Here is a 13179-nt window from a genome sequence, read left to right as displayed (position 1 = left end):
AACGGCGGGGATTTGGTACGTCATGGTCGACGCCGCCGGGAGGCGGGGACCAGTATATATAAATATATAAGGATAGGGTGTGGCGTGTCGCAAGCGCCACACCCCCTCCCCTACATTTATTAAGAAGGCCGCCGACGACGAAAGTTAAAAAATGGAAGTTGGTGATACGGTGATTGAATTCTTCATGCCGATGAAACCGCCGACCGCTACGCACCAGGAGAAGCAGGTTGCCGTCGTCAATGGTAAACCGGTCTTCTACGAGCCGGACGATCTCAAGGCGGCGCGGTCGAAATTGACAGCCCACCTTGGGCAGCATGTTCCGAAGGAGAAATACACGGGAGCGCTGCGGGTGATTGTAAAGTGGTTGTTCCCGATCCCGGAAGGCAGCAAGCACTACGACGGGGAGTGGAAAACGACGAAGCCCGATACGCACAACCTGAACAAGCTGCCGTTCGATATCATGACCGATTTGGGATACTGGACGGATGATGCCATTGTCGCTAGCGAGATCATCGAGAAGTTCTGGGCCAAGATGCCGGGCATTTACGTCAAGATCGAAGAGGTATAGCCGATGGATTATAGGGCGCTTTTCATAGACGTCGAGAAATGGATTCAGGAAGCGAACGAAGCAGCCAAGGAACACGGGATGGATCATCAAGACTTTTGGAAGTGGGTAGCCGACTCTTCCAGCGCATTATGTAAAAAATATCAGGACAATCGGTTGGTCATTAAGCAAATGATGATGCTGGTCGAATGGCTTGAAGAAGTTTTCCAAAGCAGGAAGAACCATTCTTGAAACGAGGTGTTTCGCATGAATTGGAGAAAAGCTAACCGCCAGATGTTGGTTGAGATCGCATACTTCGACGAGGGTGCGTTGCTCGAGCACCGGTGCGCGGCTGCAGCTGAGTTGAAACGGCGAAACCGGGTAAAGCATGCGCGGATGCAAAACAAGGAAAAGGCGGTGTATCCGCGATGAGTCTTGATTTAAAACGTCGCTTCTTTCAACGAATCAAATCGATGTCGTTGGAAAAGTTCCTCATGACTATGAACGTGTTGCACTCCAGAGCATATGCAAAAGCTCAAGAACATTACGGGTATGCCATGGACATCGTTTTGACACCAAAGAAAAAAGCCGAGGTCGAAGCAAAGGCGCATGAGATCCGCGAGACATGGGACGGTATGATGACGTTGACGATCGACGAGACCGAATATGCTGAGTTAAAAACCGCGGAAACCGGACCGAATGTATCAGGTTCGACCAAGGAAGGGTGAAATGAATGGGAACGCCGATACCGAGTAATCGGATTGAAACATCATCTGCGCGGGGTGCCGGGCCGGTTACGAGATATACACTCAACCCAGAAGAGATTGCGAAATTGACACCAGGGCAGCCGATCCCGCGAAGCCATCATAAACCGATTGATCTACCGGAAGGAAGGGGCAAACCAAAACAAAAGGAAGGGGAGATTAAGGTGGCAGACGGAAGAATCAAAGAAGGTCCATCGTGCGGTCTGACGAAGGTTGAATTATTAAAGGCCATTGCTGCCGGAGAAACAATTTCGAGCATCGAGCGGGCGTGGAAGATGAAGAACCAGACGTTACCGTATTGGGTAAAGACTTGGGGGCTAAAAGGGATCACGCCGGGCAAGGCGCGGGAGTTGCTTGATGAGATGGGGGAAGAGGCGGCCCCAGCAGCGGAGCCGGCTGCAGAACCTGCAACGGAATCTCCGGAAGCGTCAACAGATGACGGCAAGGATACGGAAATCGAGCGGCTGCGAGAAGAATTGTCCAAGGCTATTGAGGTGTGCAATAAGAACTTGGAGATTGCGGTTTCGAACCAACTCGAATACGTCAAAGCCAAGGACGAATGCCGAAAACAGGAACGAGAGATCGAGCGGTTGAAGGACGAGATCCAGGATTGGACGGAAAATGATTTGAAACGTGCTGAAGAAATTCAATATTTAAAGGCTGAAATCGAGCGGCTGAAGATTGATGTGAAGCCAGTGGCCGCCATCGAAGAAAAGCAGCCTCAAGCATTCGTCTCACTCGCTCTCCCTTTAATCGATGCCGGGGAAGACATCGAGGAGCGACTGGAATCTCTGCAGATGATTGGCCAGCTCAAGGATAAGCTCGATATACGTGGGATCAGTACCCGGCGATTGATGGATGAGACGCTCGAGCTTTTCCAGGTCATTGCGGGCATCATTCACGCCCGAGCGGCGGACATGGTTCGGCCCGCGGAAGTACCGGCTACGGTGCAGGCATTCTTCAGCGACCATAACGCCCAGCACATGCAGCGAATGGAGAAGCTTGCTACAGAGCAGGGATGGAAGGTAGTGGAGATGTGAACGTACCGCGCATCCTGCACTACCCCGGCAGCAAGTGGAGCATGGCGCAGTGGATTATCAGCCACATGCCACCCCACACAACATACCTAGAGCCGTTCTTCGGCAGCGGAGCAATACTCTTTTCCAAACAGCGCAGCCAGCTCGAAACCGTTAATGACATCGATGGAGAAGTAGTAAATCTATTCCGCATCATCCGGGAGCGGCCAGAAGAACTTGCGAATGCTGTCCGATGGACGCCGCATAGTCGCGAAGAATATTATCTCAGCTATCAACCTGCGGAGAACGAATTGGAACGAGCAAGGCGGTTGATCGTCAGACTATGGCAAGGTAGAGGTGGAAAAACGTCACACCGTACCGGCTGGCGCAGTATGATTGAGCCCAATGGACCGTTGCCGGGTAAAGAGTGGACGGTGTTCCCTGATAAAGTGATGGCTGTTTCAGAAAGACTTATCGGGGTTCAGATTGAAAATCAGCCAGCACTCCAGATGCTTGAACGTTATGCGCGCCCGGACGTACTCATTTACGCCGATCCGCCATATATCATGTCAACCAGGACGACAACAAGCTATAAGCATGAAATGACCGAGGCTGAACATGTTGAATTGCTTGAAGCGCTCGACAGTCATCCCGGCCCGGTCATTCTGTCCGGTTACGCAACCCAAATGTATGACGAGAGGCTGAAACATTGGCATCGGGAAACGAAAAAGGTTAAAGCAGAAGGCGGCGCTTCGCGGGAGGAAGTCCTTTGGATAAACCCGGTCGCCGCAGGCGCGGTAGGACAGCAATTACTCTTTTAACGGCAGGTGATAAACATGGAAGTGAAATTCGCGTTTTACGAATGCGACAACGACGACTGTCTGAAACGGTTTGCGGTCGAAGAAGTCGAGGGAGAAGAAGTCGAAGAGCCGATCTGTCCAGCTTGCCAAGGAACGATGTGCATCTTCAGCGGCGTTAGAACCGTCGACATGGTGCCGGCCACGGATGAAGATATCGAGCGAATCAGCAAGGGATACTTTTGTTTGGACTGAGGTGAATGGAATTGCACAAATATTTTTACGGAGGTTCACCGCATGCAGTCGAAGCCAGCAAGCCGCAGATGCTCGAGCATGCAAAAGAACTGCAAGCACTGATAACTGCCAAAGGACATGATATTGAACTGGTAGCCGTCAATAAGCTTTACAAAGGATCGTGCATCTGCTGCATTGAGGGCCGAATGCATCATTACACGATATACGAGGAGCTTATTCGCCGGGAATGTGAGTTTCGAGGTTATGGTGGGGATGCTTGGGAGCAGGCGCCGAACTATGTCAAACTCGAAGACCTGGAACAAGGCCAGATGGAGTTGTTTTGAGGAGGGGATCAACATGAACGAACAACAAGTAATAGACCAGCTGACAAATTACCGGCAGATTGTGGCGAGAATTAAGATACTCGAAAAGTACTCGATCGGCAACGGTATAACGGTCAGCCGGTTAAACCAGGACGATCAGCTGCAGGAGCTCCACCGTCGGCTGCGAGGGATGCCATCGTACATGTATCTCAATAAGCGAGAACAGCAGCTGGAAACCGTCGCACATGCTTATCTGACTAAATATCCGCACGGCACCCGCAGTCAGCTGGCGGAGATGAAACAAGCCCGCGGTGCGGATTCGGAAGACGAGAAGCTGCTTAAAGAACTGCGGAGGAAGATTGAGAACGTGATCGAGGCCCGTGCCGGTCATGTGGACGACTTCGATGCCGTAATCGAGCGGATCAGCGAGCTGCAGGATCTTCTCCGTGAGAAAGAGCAGATCGACAACGCGCTTGAGGCGTTGGAGGGGTACAAACCGGATTATGCAAAGCTGCTACGCTTGAGATACATCGACGGACTGAGTGTTGTGGATACACATAAAAAGTTGGCCGTCGTGGAGAAAACCTATTTTCGGTGGAGGGTCGAGGCGGTAGCCGAATTCGCTAAATTGATCGATTTATGAAATATGTCCAGTGTTTTGTCCAGTAACTTGTCCAGTACAAGCCGGAATTCCCGTGTTATTATGGTATTATCGAACGAAATGCTTAAGAGCGTAAAGCCGTCCAAATTGGGCGGCTTTTTGCATGGAGGAATACAACATGAAAAAGGTCGATGATAAACCTGAACCGCCGGTAAAATGCAAAGGCTGCGTCTGGGGCAGATGGACCGGCATCAAGCAGGTGTGTAGTATGCCGAAATGTCAAAAGCAATAATCACAACAACGATCAAGGCTATCGACCTATTACACACCCCAAGCTTCTAGCAGCAAATAAAAGTTTGGAGGACGATAGAGATGACGGTAGCAAATGTTAGATGCAAATGGGTCGGCGGTAAACTCGTCTTTTACGACAAAACGACCGGAACCGTTTTACGACCGGATAGTCAACAGTATAACAACCCGCTTTCCCAGGCAAGGCGTCAAATGGTCGAACCGCCAACGTTTAAAAAATACAAGAACAATCCCGTTTTTAAACGGAACGATGCGCCTTGGCTAAAAAATGCTGGTTATAAGATGTACTGGCCGTGGGTTGTCCCAAACATGCGATCGATTTTAGGATCCGCAGCACTCGATGACATCTATCTGTACTATTCCTCTGACCACGCTTCCGGTAACGGCGGAATTGGCTTGGCTACTGCCCCAAGACCGGAGGGGCCATATACGGATCGTGGCATGATTTACGTCGATCTCAGCTTTGGGAACCAGACGGAAACGCCCTGCGTCGTGTGGAACCCCGATACCAATCTTTTTCACTTGTATTATCAGCAAAGCGGCGTAGGACGCACACAAGAAACTTGCTTAGCTACAAGTCCAAACGGGTTTAACAACTGGACGTTGGTAAAGCAAGGGTGTATCCATGTTGAGGATGTGGATTTTCCCGGCGATGGTCACACCGGATATGCAAAGGTATTCCGTCTCGGTAAGACTTGGGTTGCACAGCATCTTATGGGTGGCGGAAACTATGGTCGATTCGGCATCTCTTATTCGAAAGACGGCATTACTTGGCAAACAGATCCACGCCCAATGTCTAACTTTGCGGATTGGACTGAAGCATCTGATTATAGGAAAATCGAATCCGTAAGCACTCCTTTCAAATTCCGGGGTGAATTGTGGACGACCTACTCCACATCGCTTCTTGAATCTGGCGGGGTGAACACGGACCGCAACATCTATGTAGGACCGCTTAAAGATTTGCGGAAGCCTGCAGCCTTGTATCCTACAGTACCCGTAGGATCTGCAGGGGCATGGGATGTGGGAACGGTCGCAAGTCCCCATGTGATTGAATGGGACGGGGCACTTTATATGTTTTACCAGGGCGTGGGCTTGGATGGCAATGCCGCATTCGGTCTTGCCATAGCGGAGGTGTGATTCATGTTAAGAGATCTTTCAGGAGCTATCGTACCTTTGGGTAAGTCCTCTCGCAAACTTGAGGCAAACTTTCTAGACAGTACCGTTCTGCCGACTTGGATGACACTTACGGGTACTGGTTCGGCTGTTATCACCACTCCCGAGGTTGATTGTTATGGATTACAAATCAATACGGGTGCTGCCATCAATGACGCGCCGAGCCTTAATATTCTTCCGAATGGGTTTAACTTTGGCCCCAATGTGGGCCAATTCCGCGAGGCGATTATGGAACTCGAGAGCTTTTATTGCAGTGCTGGTCCGAGCGGCATTCAAACATTCCTGGGTATGAATGGAACGAACTGCGGAGCTATTCTCAAAACTCTGGCACAGCAAGCATCCTTGGTCAAAGCTGATACTTCTCAGGTGACAAAGAATACGTCTTTCCAACACGATCAGCAACGTAAGAGTAATATCAAAATTCATCTTCGTTGTGATGGAACGATTGCTATTGTAGAAGGTGATGTAGTTGGATGGGAGTATAAAGCTGCATCGACTGAAATGAGCGTTAGCGGTATCATCAAACCGGCCATTGTCATTAAAAACCTTACGGCAGGCGCGAAGTGGGCCCGGATTTCACGCATCGCATTAACATTGATTCATAACTAAAGATCACTCCGCTGCGAGTGGCCTTTTTATCTCGAAAGGGTGAGGGGGATGCGAGTTGAAAGTCTGGAACTCCGAATAGATCGGCATGCACACGATCGTTACTGTGAGCGAGTTGAGCCGATACCATTCGAGGAGCTCGGTAAGTGGCTGGCGCATCATCTCTCAGAAGGATACGGACATCATAAAGGCTATTTGCAAACGGGCGGTGTTTGGTGGCGGGTGACAATCTCCCAGGAAGCGATCACCTTCCACAGCTGCTACGGTCAACACCATATCGATCTGCCGGCAGCGATTAAATGGGCGAAGCGCCACAGAGACCGTATATCGCTTGGTGATACCATTGCCGATTAAACCAAAACGACCATGCAATAAGATTGGATGCCGGAACCTTGCGACTGAACGGTTCTGTGAACAGCATATGCGGGAGTACCGCCAGCAACAGGATCGGGAGCGAGGAACAGCGCATGAGAGAGGGTACAACTCCCGCTGGCAGAAGTACAGCCGGGCATACCTGAAGCGGAATCCGCTGTGTGCATGTGATGAATGTGCCAGGCTGCCGGTACCAATGCCGGCCGAAGTAGTCGATCATATCAAGCCGCACCGCGGAGACACGAATCTGTTTTGGGATCCGAGCAATCATCAACCGATGGCGAAGCGATGCCATAACAGGAAGACTGCGAGAGAGGATGGAGGTTTTGGTCGATGAAGGTCAGAATAGAATCGGAAAGACACTCACAAGCCAAGGTCTACCTGGACGGACAAGAGGGAAAGAATATCCGGTCAATTAGACTGGACGTGTCTGTTGATGAGGTTAACAGGCTTTACCTCGAACATATTCCCGAGGCGATCCAGTTCGAAGGGGAAGCGCAAGTGATCGCGGTTATCGATGGTCGGCGGTACCTGTTGATCGAATAGATCACATTTACACTTCACCGCGCTAAAGCATTAAATGGAAATAGCTAAGGGTAGGGGGGGCAAAATCCTTCGAAAGGCGGCGGTGAAGACCGCGTCCCCCCAATCGCACAAATTTTTTTCGGGTTTTGAAACTTTTTAGATTTTGAGAGGAGATGAATTCCTTGGTACGTGCAAAATTCAAGTGCTGGAGCAATCACGGTGGTGTTGTTACGCTACACCCAGTTACGGATGGCAGCGAGGAGAACAAAACGTTCTGGAAATATACGCCCGGCGGGCAAATCACTCTTACGATCACGAATCCAGATGCCGTGAATCAATTCGAACCAGGTAAAGAATATTACGTCGACTTCACGTCGGCGAATTAGTTTCATCCGCTCCGAAGGAGGTGGCCCTATGCCGGGTCGAAACGCGAAATCGATCGGCCTGCATCTGGCCGAAGGGAATCCGAGCCACTTGACGAAAGAAGAGATCGAGGCACGGAAGGCAGCTGAGGTTAAATTAGGTGAACAAGATTTGGCGAAATTGAAAAAGCCGAGTTTTATCACTAAAGATAAAGCAGCCAATAAGCTCTGGAATGAATTGATCAAGGAATACAAGTCTGCCGCTAAGCAAGGGGTCGAATTACTGACCAGCTCAGACATCGGGATGCTGGCGATGTACTGCAAGACGTTCTCGGAGTATGAGCGATTGCTCATCCAATACCAACGGATCGAGAACATTGTGATCGACGAGGACGTGCTGCACGAGTTTATTGACGGCGCGGTTGTTGCCGACCAAGTAAATTATAAAGCCCTGCAATATCTGTCGCAGCTCGCAAGCCTTGAAGGCGTGCTCAAGATCGAAACGGCCATCAATAAAAAGATGGACATGCTGCTCAAGATGCAGGATCGGCTTTTCCTAAATCCTCTGGCCAAGGTCAAGAATGTGCCGAAGCCGAAGCAGGAGAAGAAAGAGTCAGCGATGGCGAAATTCATGAACCGCCGAGCGGGTGGCGGAAATGCCCCATGACAAGCAAAGAGCCCTTGAGCCGATCGAGTTTATCCAAATGCTCAACGCCGTTGATGATTTTTACGGGCAGCCGTTCATCCTGCTGGATTGGCAATATCAAATCCTTTGGGACGTATACGGCACGGTTCACGACGATGGATATCGTCAATACCGATTCGCATACTTAGAAGTCCCAAAGAAAAACGGAAAAACGTCGCTGATTGCGGGCATCGCGCTAAACCATCTGGTTTGTGACGGTCCAGGCGGGCAGATTTACTGTTGCGCTGCGGATCGCGGGCAGGCAGAACTGGTTTATAAGGCTGCCGTCGGGATGATCGAACAGGAACCGGAGCTCGAAACAATCTTGAAAGTCACGGACAGCCGGAAGGAAATTAAAAACAGCCTTACCGGCACGACGATGAAAGTTTTATCGGCTGAGGCATACACAAAGCACGGTATCAACCCGACAGTTGTCATCTTCGACGAACTTCATGCACAGCCGAACCGCAATCTGTGGGACGTTATGACCTTCGGTGCCGGTGCTGCCCGGAAAGAGCCGCTTTGGTGGGTTATCACGACGGCCGGCGACGATCCGGACCGTAACTCCATCGGCTGGGAGATCCACGAGCAGGCGCGTAAGATTTCATGCGGCGAGCTAATCGATCCACATTGGTATGTGAAGATTTACGGCGCCCCTGAAGATGCCGATATTTACGACGAGAACACCTGGTACAACGCGAATCCGAGCTTGGGACATACCATCAGCATAGAGAGCGTAAGGCAAGAGGCGCTTGCAGCCCGCAACAGCGAAGCTGCAGAGCGTCTTTTTCGTTGGCTCCGGCTGAATCAGTGGGTAAGCCTGAAGCGTGTCGGCTGGCAGGCGCTTACGCTCTGGGATCAGACGGAAGGGAAATGGTCGCATGCCGAACTAATCGGAAAGAAGTGTTATCCGGGAATCGACTTGTCCAGCACGACGGATTTAACCGGCGTGTGTTATTTGTTCCCTCCACAGGAAGGCGCCGACGATTGGCGGGCGATATTCGATGCGTGGATTCCGGAAGACAACATGAAAGAGCGCGTGAAGCGCGACGGCGTCCCCTACGACCGCTGGGTCAGTCAAAAATATCTGCATGCAACGCCGGGCAACGTGGTGGACTATGATTTCGTCGAGGCACGGCTGCTGGCGGCGAATAAACAGTACAACATACCAACCGGCGGCGCCGACCCGTGGAATAGCCGTATGCTCACGCAGCGTTTAATGCGCGGCGGGCTAGAGATCGTCGAGATCCCCCAGAACATGAAGCACATGTCGCCGGCCATGAAGATGATCGAGCAGCTGATGAAGTCGGGGAAATTGTCTCATGAAGTAAACCCCCTTGCCCGTTGGTGCTGGGGGAATGTCGTGATTGCCGTGGACGGGAACGAGAACATTAAGCCGATGAAAAATAAGTCGACCGACCGAATCGACCTAACCGTGGCGCTGATTAACGCGATGGCAACAGCGATGCTATTCGAAGAGATGGAATTATCGGTATACGAGACACGCGGCATGCGGAGCTTGCTTTAGGAGGTGAGAAATTGGGGCTGTTCGATTTTTTGAAGCCGAAGAATAATCGGGATGATGATCTTCAGAAGTTTTTGATCGGGGATGACGTGCTACGACTTCCTGCCGGATCCGTCACCGCGACAATGGCACTAAAATATACGGCCGTTTTCGCCTGTTTGCGCGTACTCTCCGAAACGGCCGCAAGTGTTCCAATCGTACTTTACCGTAAGAAGGAAGACGGTGAGCGGGAAATCCGAAACGACCTCGGCGTCGCCGATATCCTCCGGAGCCAGCCGAACGAGGAAATGAGCCCGTTCAATTTCAAGGAACAGCTTATGATGTCTCTGAACCTCGGTGGCAACTCCGTGAGTGAGCGGCTCGTCGACCGAAGAGGCAGCTTGGTCGGACTGTACCCGTACCAGTGGCAGATGGTGACGATCGACCGGAATCCGGATACGAAGAAGCTTCAATACAAAATAGGCTCTTCGCCTCGGACGGTAGCGAAGACTCTGACTCGCAGCCAGGTTTTCCATGTAGCCGGACCTAGTCTGGACGGCGTTATCGGACTATCGCCTATAAGCTATGCGTCCTCAGCGATTCGTCTCGGGAAGTCCTACGAGGAATTTGGTGTCAACCTGTACCGCAACGGCGCGTTCCCGTCCGGTGCATTCTCCTTCGAGGGTGTTTTAAGCGAACCGGCATTCAATCGACTGAAAGAAGATCTCGGGAAGAATTACACCGGTATGCTCAACACTGGCAAACCCATGCTCCTCGAGCAAAACGGCAAGTTCACACCGTATATCATAAACCCGGCCGATGCACAGTTAATTGAAAACAAGCGATTCCAGATTGAGGATATCGCCCGGATTTATCGCGTGCCGCTTCACTTGATCCAAGATTTGAGCCGATCGACAAACAACAACATCGAGCACCAATCGCTTGAGTTTGTCATGTATACGATGCTCCCGTGGTTCAAGCGGATCGAAGAAAACATGAATATGCAGCTCCTCACGCCGGCCGAACGAAGGGCCGGTTTTTATGTGGAGTTCAAGATCGATGGGCTCCTTCGTGGCGACGCAAAGAGTCGGTCCGAATCATACGCACTTGGTCGCCAGTGGGGGTGGCTGTCGGTCAATGACATCCGCCGCCTGGAGAACATGCCGGCGATCCCGAACGGTGACATCTACTTGGAGCCGTTGAACATGAGCGAGGCCGGCAAACCTAAGCCCGCTGGCAAGTCGAGCGATGCCAAAGCGCTCGCGGATGAAATTTTCAAAATGATCACGGAAAGGGAGGCGGTCTAAGTTGCTATTCTGGAGTTTTCGCAATGCTGCAGACAATGAAGATGTGGAACTTCGCATCGAAGGTGAGATCATCAGCAACGATGATGCTTGGATCTACGAATGGTTCGGGATCCCGGCAGCCACACCGAACGCATTCCGGACGGCGCTCGCCGAGCATAAAGGGAAGAACATAACGGTGTGGATCGACAGTTGGGGCGGAGATGTGTTCGCTGCTGCTGGTATTTACAACGCCATGAAAGAGCATAAAGGCAAAGTCACGGCCAAGATCGACGGCAAGGCAGTTTCAGCCGCATCTGTTATTGCAATGGCCGCTGATGAAATCCTGATGAGTCCCGCAAGCATTCTCATGATCCATAACCCGTGGACTGGTGCTCGCGGCGAGGCGAAGGATATGCGACACGCAGCCGATGTGCTGGATGAGGTCAAAGAGACCATCATTAACGCCTATCAGACTAAGACAGGTCTCAGCCGAAACAAAATCTCTCGTCTAATGGATGATGAAACCTGGATGAGTGCTCGCAAAGCTATGGCCGACGGATTCGCGGACGGCATGCTGTACGCTAATGTGGCCGCAGATGACAATGAGCCAGTGCAGAATTCCTTTTCGTTCAGCCGGCTCGCCATCCAAAACAGCGCCGATTCCGCGATGCGGCGTTTTTTCGAACAATGGCAGAAGATGCAGCCAACCGAGAAATCGAATACCAACCCCGAAGAGAGCCCGGCCAATAACCGGGTTGTCGATATACAGCGGCGCGTGAGCGTGCGCGAAAAACAACACAGGAGGTTTTCCTAATGGGAGAAAAACTTAAGAAGATGCTTGCCCGTCAGGACGCGCTGCTCAAGGACATGCGTGCGCTATCAGACAAGGACGGTATGACGGATGAAGACATCGCAAGCTATGAGGCGATGGAAAAGGAGTACGACAACAACGAGAAGCAAATCGGGATCCTGCAGAAGCAGTCCAAGCGGGAAGCTGATGACAAACAACCGGTGAATCATCCGGTGCTGGACGGCGTCAATGAGCCGATGCCAAAGCCGTACAAAAGCCTGGCGGCGCAACTGAAAGACATCCGGGATGCGGCCCACGGTAACGTGTCTGAGAACCTGCGCATCGTCCAGAATGCGATGGGCGGTAATACGCAGGTCGGCCAGGACGGCGGCTTTGCGGTGCAAACGGATTTCGCCGGTATGATGATGGAAAGTGCCGCTTCGGCCGGAAACATCCTTCCGCGCCTCGACAGCTACCAGGTAACCGACGGCTCGAATTCGGTCAAATGGGTGGACATCGATGAGGATGACGTATCCGATACCGTATTCGGCGGAGTAAAAGTATACTGGGCGTCCGAAGCCGCAACGGTTGCCAAGTCGCAGCCGAAGCTGCAGGAGCGCGAGCTGAAGCTTGAGAAGTTGATGGGCTTTGCATATGCAACCTACGAGCTGGACAGCGATTCGAGTTTTATTAACACGCTGTATACCCGGGCGTTTGAACTGGCTATTCGCCGGACGCTGGAAGGCGCGATCATCTCCGGAGACGGAGTAGGCAAGCCGATCGGCATTCTGAAAGGCGGCTCACTCGTTTCCGTGGCGAAAGAGGCCGGCCAAGAAGCTGACTCGATCACTTGGGCGAATCTCTCGGCAATGTATCATCGCGCTTTCGATAAATCGAATTCGATATGGCTGGCACATCCAGACACACATGAGCAGTTCGATTTCCTTTCGTTCCCGGTTGGGACAGGCGGTGTTCCGGTTTATTTGCCGGCAACGCAGACGGGCACGATCGACACGCTGCGTGGCCGTTCGATCGTGGATTCCGACCACTGCTCAGAACTCGGTGAAAAAGGCGATATTATCTTCGCCGACTTGTCGCAATACATGCTCGCGTACAAAGGCGGCGTTGACGCGGCTACGTCAATTCATGTGCAATTCTTGACGGCTGAAAACTGTTTCCGTTTTATTTTCCGTGCGAACGGCATGCCGAAGCGGAATAAGTCGCTTAAGATCAAGAACTCGACGAAAAACCGCAGTTCCTTCATCACGCTTGACACTCGCGCTTAATA

The 13179-nt window shown here is 51.6% G+C and carries 20 protein-coding genes; all 20 read left to right on the top strand.

Annotation, left to right across the window (positions count from 1 at the left end):
- The first annotated feature begins 151 nt into the window (after positions 1 to 151).
- The 20 genes from KZ483_RS24200 (at position 152) to KZ483_RS24105 (ending at position 13177) form a co-directional block, all read left to right on the top strand.
- Positions 152 to 568, top strand: a complete 417-nt coding sequence (locus KZ483_RS24200; protein ID WP_220350114.1) for a RusA family crossover junction endodeoxyribonuclease — start codon at positions 152 to 154, stop codon at positions 566 to 568.
- A gap of 3 nt (positions 569 to 571) precedes the next feature.
- Positions 572 to 796 (top strand): hypothetical protein, encoded by a 225-nt coding sequence (locus KZ483_RS24195; protein ID WP_220350113.1) that lies wholly within the window; start codon positions 572 to 574, stop codon positions 794 to 796.
- A gap of 15 nt (positions 797 to 811) precedes the next feature.
- Positions 812 to 976: a hypothetical protein gene (locus KZ483_RS24190; protein WP_220350112.1), complete on the top strand. Its 165-nt coding sequence runs from the start codon at positions 812 to 814 to the stop codon at positions 974 to 976.
- Positions 973 to 1272, top strand: a complete 300-nt coding sequence (locus tag KZ483_RS24185; protein ID WP_220350111.1) for a hypothetical protein — start codon at positions 973 to 975, stop codon at positions 1270 to 1272. The genes KZ483_RS24190 and KZ483_RS24185 overlap by 4 nt, the downstream gene beginning before the upstream one ends.
- A 5-nt stretch (positions 1273 to 1277) precedes the next feature.
- The gene (locus tag KZ483_RS24180; protein WP_220350110.1) at positions 1278 to 2348 is read left to right on the top strand and encodes a hypothetical protein; all 1071 of its coding nucleotides are present in this window, start codon (positions 1278 to 1280) and stop codon (positions 2346 to 2348) included.
- The gene (locus tag KZ483_RS24175) at positions 2345 to 3145 is read left to right on the top strand and encodes a DNA adenine methylase (RefSeq protein WP_220353652.1); all 801 of its coding nucleotides are present in this window, start codon (positions 2345 to 2347) and stop codon (positions 3143 to 3145) included. The genes KZ483_RS24180 and KZ483_RS24175 overlap by 4 nt, the downstream gene beginning before the upstream one ends.
- Before the next feature lie 15 nt (positions 3146 to 3160).
- The gene (locus KZ483_RS24170; protein WP_220350109.1) at positions 3161 to 3376 is read left to right on the top strand and encodes a hypothetical protein; all 216 of its coding nucleotides are present in this window, start codon (positions 3161 to 3163) and stop codon (positions 3374 to 3376) included.
- Between the two features lie 5 nt (positions 3377 to 3381).
- On the top strand, positions 3382 to 3699 hold the full coding sequence (locus tag KZ483_RS24165; RefSeq protein WP_220350108.1) for a hypothetical protein: 318 nt from the start codon (positions 3382 to 3384) through the stop codon (positions 3697 to 3699).
- Between the two features lie 13 nt (positions 3700 to 3712).
- A complete protein-coding gene (locus tag KZ483_RS24160) occupies positions 3713 to 4321 on the top strand; it encodes a DUF1492 domain-containing protein (RefSeq protein WP_220350107.1) in 609 nt (202 codons plus the stop codon).
- A 330-nt stretch (positions 4322 to 4651) separates the two neighbouring features.
- Positions 4652 to 5725 carry a glycoside hydrolase family protein gene (locus KZ483_RS24155; protein ID WP_220350106.1) on the top strand — a complete coding sequence of 358 codons (1074 nt, stop codon included), beginning with the start codon at positions 4652 to 4654 and terminating at the stop codon, positions 5723 to 5725.
- A gap of 3 nt (positions 5726 to 5728) precedes the next feature.
- Entirely contained in the window at positions 5729 to 6370 is a 642-nt protein-coding gene (locus KZ483_RS24150) for a hypothetical protein (protein WP_220350105.1), read from the top strand.
- 48 nt (positions 6371 to 6418) lie between these two features.
- Entirely contained in the window at positions 6419 to 6721 is a 303-nt protein-coding gene (locus KZ483_RS24145; RefSeq protein WP_220350104.1) for a hypothetical protein, read from the top strand.
- Complete coding sequence (locus KZ483_RS24140; protein WP_309568682.1) at positions 6702 to 7076, top strand: HNH endonuclease; 375 nt, start codon at positions 6702 to 6704, stop codon at positions 7074 to 7076. The genes KZ483_RS24145 and KZ483_RS24140 overlap by 20 nt, the downstream gene beginning before the upstream one ends.
- Positions 7073 to 7285 (top strand): hypothetical protein, encoded by a 213-nt coding sequence (locus KZ483_RS24135; RefSeq protein WP_220350103.1) that lies wholly within the window; start codon positions 7073 to 7075, stop codon positions 7283 to 7285. The genes KZ483_RS24140 and KZ483_RS24135 overlap by 4 nt, the downstream gene beginning before the upstream one ends.
- A 161-nt stretch (positions 7286 to 7446) precedes the next feature.
- Positions 7447 to 7650 carry a hypothetical protein gene (locus tag KZ483_RS24130; RefSeq protein WP_220350102.1) on the top strand — a complete coding sequence of 68 codons (204 nt, stop codon included), beginning with the start codon at positions 7447 to 7449 and terminating at the stop codon, positions 7648 to 7650.
- A 28-nt stretch (positions 7651 to 7678) separates the two neighbouring features.
- On the top strand, positions 7679 to 8293 hold the full coding sequence (locus KZ483_RS24125; protein WP_220350101.1) for a P27 family phage terminase small subunit: 615 nt from the start codon (positions 7679 to 7681) through the stop codon (positions 8291 to 8293).
- Positions 8283 to 9839, top strand: coding sequence for a terminase large subunit (locus tag KZ483_RS24120; protein WP_220353650.1), 1557 nt, complete (start codon positions 8283 to 8285; stop codon positions 9837 to 9839). The genes KZ483_RS24125 and KZ483_RS24120 overlap by 11 nt, the downstream gene beginning before the upstream one ends.
- A gap of 11 nt (positions 9840 to 9850) precedes the next feature.
- Entirely contained in the window at positions 9851 to 11122 is a 1272-nt protein-coding gene (locus KZ483_RS24115; protein WP_220350100.1) for a phage portal protein, read from the top strand.
- 1 nt (position 11123) lies between these two features.
- On the top strand, positions 11124 to 11915 hold the full coding sequence (locus KZ483_RS24110; RefSeq protein ID WP_220350099.1) for a head maturation protease, ClpP-related: 792 nt from the start codon (positions 11124 to 11126) through the stop codon (positions 11913 to 11915).
- Positions 11915 to 13177, top strand: a complete 1263-nt coding sequence (locus KZ483_RS24105) for a phage major capsid protein (protein WP_220350098.1) — start codon at positions 11915 to 11917, stop codon at positions 13175 to 13177. The genes KZ483_RS24110 and KZ483_RS24105 overlap by 1 nt, the downstream gene beginning before the upstream one ends.
- The last annotated feature ends 2 nt before the right edge of the window (positions 13178 to 13179 follow it).

The organism is Paenibacillus sp. sptzw28 (assembly GCF_019550795.1).
GTDB lineage: Bacteria > Bacillota > Bacilli > Paenibacillales > Paenibacillaceae > Paenibacillus_Z.
This window is presented reverse-complemented; position numbering and strand designations above follow the sequence as displayed.

What these genes read in the sequence shown, in the direction of transcription:
- KZ483_RS24185 (WP_220350111.1), top strand. Translation starts at nt 973, where the DNA reads ATGAGTCTTGATTTAAAACGTCGCTTCTTTCAACGAATCAAATCGATG.
- KZ483_RS24160 (WP_220350107.1), top strand. Translation starts at nt 3,713, where the DNA reads ATGAACGAACAACAAGTAATAGACCAGCTGACAAATTACCGGCAGATT.
- KZ483_RS24125 (WP_220350101.1), top strand. Translation starts at nt 7,679, where the DNA reads ATGCCGGGTCGAAACGCGAAATCGATCGGCCTGCATCTGGCCGAAGGG.
- KZ483_RS24180 (WP_220350110.1), top strand. Translation starts at nt 1,278, where the DNA reads ATGGGAACGCCGATACCGAGTAATCGGATTGAAACATCATCTGCGCGG.
- KZ483_RS24120 (WP_220353650.1), top strand. Translation starts at nt 8,283, where the DNA reads ATGCCCCATGACAAGCAAAGAGCCCTTGAGCCGATCGAGTTTATCCAA.
- KZ483_RS24105 (WP_220350098.1), top strand. Translation starts at nt 11,915, where the DNA reads ATGGGAGAAAAACTTAAGAAGATGCTTGCCCGTCAGGACGCGCTGCTC.
- KZ483_RS24155 (WP_220350106.1), top strand. Translation starts at nt 4,652, where the DNA reads ATGACGGTAGCAAATGTTAGATGCAAATGGGTCGGCGGTAAACTCGTC.
- KZ483_RS24190 (WP_220350112.1), top strand. Translation starts at nt 812, where the DNA reads ATGAATTGGAGAAAAGCTAACCGCCAGATGTTGGTTGAGATCGCATAC.
- KZ483_RS24145 (WP_220350104.1), top strand. Translation starts at nt 6,419, where the DNA reads ATGCGAGTTGAAAGTCTGGAACTCCGAATAGATCGGCATGCACACGAT.
- KZ483_RS24135 (WP_220350103.1), top strand. Translation starts at nt 7,073, where the DNA reads ATGAAGGTCAGAATAGAATCGGAAAGACACTCACAAGCCAAGGTCTAC.
- KZ483_RS24150 (WP_220350105.1), top strand. Translation starts at nt 5,729, where the DNA reads ATGTTAAGAGATCTTTCAGGAGCTATCGTACCTTTGGGTAAGTCCTCT.
- KZ483_RS24170 (WP_220350109.1), top strand. Translation starts at nt 3,161, where the DNA reads ATGGAAGTGAAATTCGCGTTTTACGAATGCGACAACGACGACTGTCTG.
- KZ483_RS24195 (WP_220350113.1), top strand. Translation starts at nt 572, where the DNA reads ATGGATTATAGGGCGCTTTTCATAGACGTCGAGAAATGGATTCAGGAA.
- KZ483_RS24165 (WP_220350108.1), top strand. Translation starts at nt 3,382, where the DNA reads ATGGAATTGCACAAATATTTTTACGGAGGTTCACCGCATGCAGTCGAA.
- KZ483_RS24200 (WP_220350114.1), top strand. Translation starts at nt 152, where the DNA reads ATGGAAGTTGGTGATACGGTGATTGAATTCTTCATGCCGATGAAACCG.